Source organism: Okeania sp. SIO2B9 (assembly GCF_010672505.1).
GTDB lineage: Bacteria > Cyanobacteriota > Cyanobacteriia > Cyanobacteriales > Microcoleaceae > Okeania > Okeania hirsuta.
Map to the genome: position 1 here is coordinate 1 of NZ_JAAHGK010000795.1, position 3671 is coordinate 3671.

A 3671-nucleotide genomic window follows, 5' to 3' on the forward strand; every position below is an offset into this window, starting at 1 on the left:
ACGAAAGAGAAAATATAGACTGGGAAAGACTACAAAAAGCTTTGTCAGTAGAAGTACAATATGGATTTCCAAATATCCAGGGAAAACAATATATATTTAATGAATAAATTCATTAAATATATAAATGGATTTCCTCAAAGAAAGCAAAATAAAAGAAGTCAAAAAACTGAATGCTGATATTTATTTAAGTGTGAATTTCTATAAATGAGCGACTAAGAAAATATTACAGAAATAATATGTCATGAATAACGAAAGAGAAAATATAGACTGGGAAAGACTACAAAAAGCTTTGTCAGTAGAAGTACAATATGGATTTCAAAATATCCAGGGAAAACAATATATATTTAATGACTTTTTAAGTATCAGTTTGAGCAAGTCACCAATAATATTAAAAGGTTATCAAAATCAATTTCAGGAGATATCTAATCAATTTGTCAGCTATCCAGAAATGACCAGAGAAGAGCGACAAAAATTACTAGAAATAACTAAATATTTTTTACAAAAAATGCAATATATTTCTGAAGGTGTAAAACCAGAAGAAACAATAAAAAAAGAGAGATTTAAATCAGAAGAAAAAAGTCAAAAAACACTAAAAAGCAACTCCGTTACTTCTCAAAAATACAGCGATAAACTTGATGTAGAACAACCATTAACAGAAGTCAAAGATATTAGCAAAAGAAACAGCGATCGCCTAGCGACATTAGGATTATATACAGTTAGAGAATTACTTTATTATTACCCAAGAGACCATATAGATTATGCTCGTCAAGTACATATTCGCGACCTAGAACCTGGAGAAACTGTCACAATAATTGGCAAAGTTAAACGATTTAACTGTTTTTCTAGCCCGAAAAATAAGAAATTAACCATTCTTGAACTTACTCTCACAGATGCTACAGGTCAAATCAAAATAAGTCGCTTTTTTGCCGGACCTAGATTTAGTAATAAAGGTTGGCAAATGCAGCAGAAAAAAATCTATCCAGTCGGTGCAACAGTAGCTGCTTCAGGTTTAGTTAAAGAAAACAAATATGGAAAAAATTTAGATAACCCAGAAATAGAAGTTCTTGATAGTGAAGGGGGTAAAATTGAATCAATGAAAGTTGGTCGTTTAGTACCAGTTTATCCCTTAACAGATGGAGTAGGAGCAGATGTTGTTAGAAGAGCAATATTTACAGTTTTACCAACAGCAGAACAATTATCAGATACATTGCCTGAAGCATTACTAAATCAATATCAATTAATAGATTTAAAAAATGCGATTAAAAATATTCACTTTCCTATAGATCGAGATTGTTTAGCAGCAGCTCGTCGTCGCTTAGTTTTTGATGAATTTTTCTACCTACAATTAGGATTATTGAAACGTCGGCAACTACAAAAAAAAGTAGAAACAGGAATAGCTTTACCAACTACAGGAAAATTAATCGAGCAATTCTATAAATTACTTCCATTTGCATTAACTAATGCTCAAAAAAGAGTAGTTAATGAAATACTCAATGACCTACAAAAACCTGAATCAATGAAAAGATTAGTACAAGGAGATGTAGGAGCAGGAAAAACTGTAGTAGCAGTTGTGGCGATGTTAGCAGCAATTCAAGCAGGTTATCAAGCTGCTTTAATGGCACCAACAGAAGTATTAGCAGAACAACATTATAAAAAATTAGTTGCTTGGTTTAATCTTTTACATTTGCCAGTTGAACTATTAACTGGTTCGACAAAGGTAGCAAAACGTCGAGAAATTCACTCTCAACTTGAGACTGGAGAATTACCAGTATTAGTCGGCACTCATGCTCTAATTCAAGAAGCAGTAAATTTTCACAAATTAGGTTTAGTAGTAATAGATGAACAACATAGATTTGGTGTTCAACAAAGAGCAAAATTACAACAAAAAGGTGAATCTCCGCACTTTTTGGCAATGACAGCTACCCCAATTCCGAGAACTTTAGCTCTGACATTACATGGAGATTTGGATGTTAGTCAAATAGATGAATTACCACCAGGAAGACAACCAATTCAAACAACTACTTTAACTGGAAGACAACGTAAAAAAGCTTACGATTTAATCCGCCGAGAAATAGTTCAAGGTAGACAAGTTTATGTTGTTTTACCCTTAGTTGAAGAGTCAGAAAAATTGGATGTAAAATCTGCAGTTGAAGAACATCAAAAGTTAGCAGAAAAAGTTTTCCCAGAATTTAAAATAGGTTTACTTCATGGCAGAATGACAAGTGTAGAAAAAGACCAAACAATTAGTGCATTTCGGGATAATCAAACTCAGATTTTAGTATCTACAACTGTGGTGGAAGTAGGAGTAGATGTGCCGAATGCCACAGTAATGTTGATTGAAAATGCAGAAAGGTTTGGTTTATCTCAGTTACATCAGTTGCGGGGGCGAGTGGGTCGTGGTGTCCATCGGTCTTATTGTTTGTTGATGAGGGGTGCGGGTTCCACTGATGCTACTGAACGTTTGAAAGTGTTGGAGCAGTCTCAGGATGGATTTTTTATTGCGGAGATGGATATGCGTTTGCGGGGACCTGGTCAGGTTTTGGGAACGAAGCAGTCTGGGTTGCCGGATTTTGCTTTGGCGAGTTTGGTTGAGGACCAGGAGGTTTTGGAGTTGGCGCGGGGTGCTGCTTTTCGGGTGATGGAGAAGGATGAAAGTTTGAATAGTTGGCCTCTTTTGAGGAGGGAGTTGGAATGGCGGTATCAGAAAATGATGGGGGGGTCGATTTTAAATTGATTTTTAATATTTATAATAGATTAATCCTAGAATTTTCAGGAGGTATTATAGAGATATGCAAAGATGTCCAAAATGTAATTCTGAAAAGTTAATGCACAATGTCAGGATAATTGATAGGGGGCACAATGGCAGCATAACACCTTTAGAAGTTGAAGTATTCAAAAAACCAGACGCTATATTTTTAAACGGTCACACAGAGAGGCTCTTGAGGCAACTATTTGTGGAGAATGTGGCCATACAGAATTGACAGTAACGAATCCAGATGAGCTATATCAAGCTTATCTTGAATCTCTAAGGAACTCAATCTAGATCATAATTTTGTGTTAGACAAACAAACAGGAGTGTGTCAGTCCAGTAGGGTGCGTTAATGAAATGTAACGCACCATTTTAGCAGTATGGGAAGGTCCAGTAGAAGTAACGCGCCATTTGAGAAGATTATTATGTACTTAAATTAGTAGAAAACCTTTCAGAAGTTGTCAGTTTTCCGAGTCCAGTAGGGTGGGTTTCGGTGCGTTACGCTTCGCTAACACACCCTACTAGACTGACACAGCTAAAACTGTGCATTAGCTTTTAACTTGAAAATTCTTACTTTTGAATGCATGACTTTTGACTTTTGAATTGAATCTAATGCACCATTTAAGCTGTGTCAGTCCACTACTAGCGCGTCAAGCTTGAAATAGTGTTTTAGGAAAATTCTCCAAACCTTAGTCAGAGCAAGAATTATACTCAAAAATTTAATACACCATTTTCAGCTTGACACGACACTACTTTTTCTTCTGAAGATGTTGAGCGATCGCTCCAGACAAACAAACAGAAACTAATTATTAATTCAAAATCAAAAATTTATTCATCACTATTTTTCCATACGCAATAGTAGAATCTCAAAAATCACTGAAAGACTCAACTCAGACCAACTGACTTTTCCTTCTCTAGATGT

The 3671-nt window shown here is 35.2% G+C and carries 1 protein-coding gene; it reads left to right on the forward strand.

All coding sequences use genetic code 11. From position 1 onward, the window contains the following. The first annotated feature begins 241 nt into the window (after positions 1 to 241). Complete coding sequence (recG, locus tag F6K13_RS23515) at positions 242 to 2734, forward strand: ATP-dependent DNA helicase RecG (protein ID WP_124145722.1); 2493 nt, start codon at positions 242 to 244, stop codon at positions 2732 to 2734. Positions 2735 to 3671: the final 937 nt, after the last annotated feature.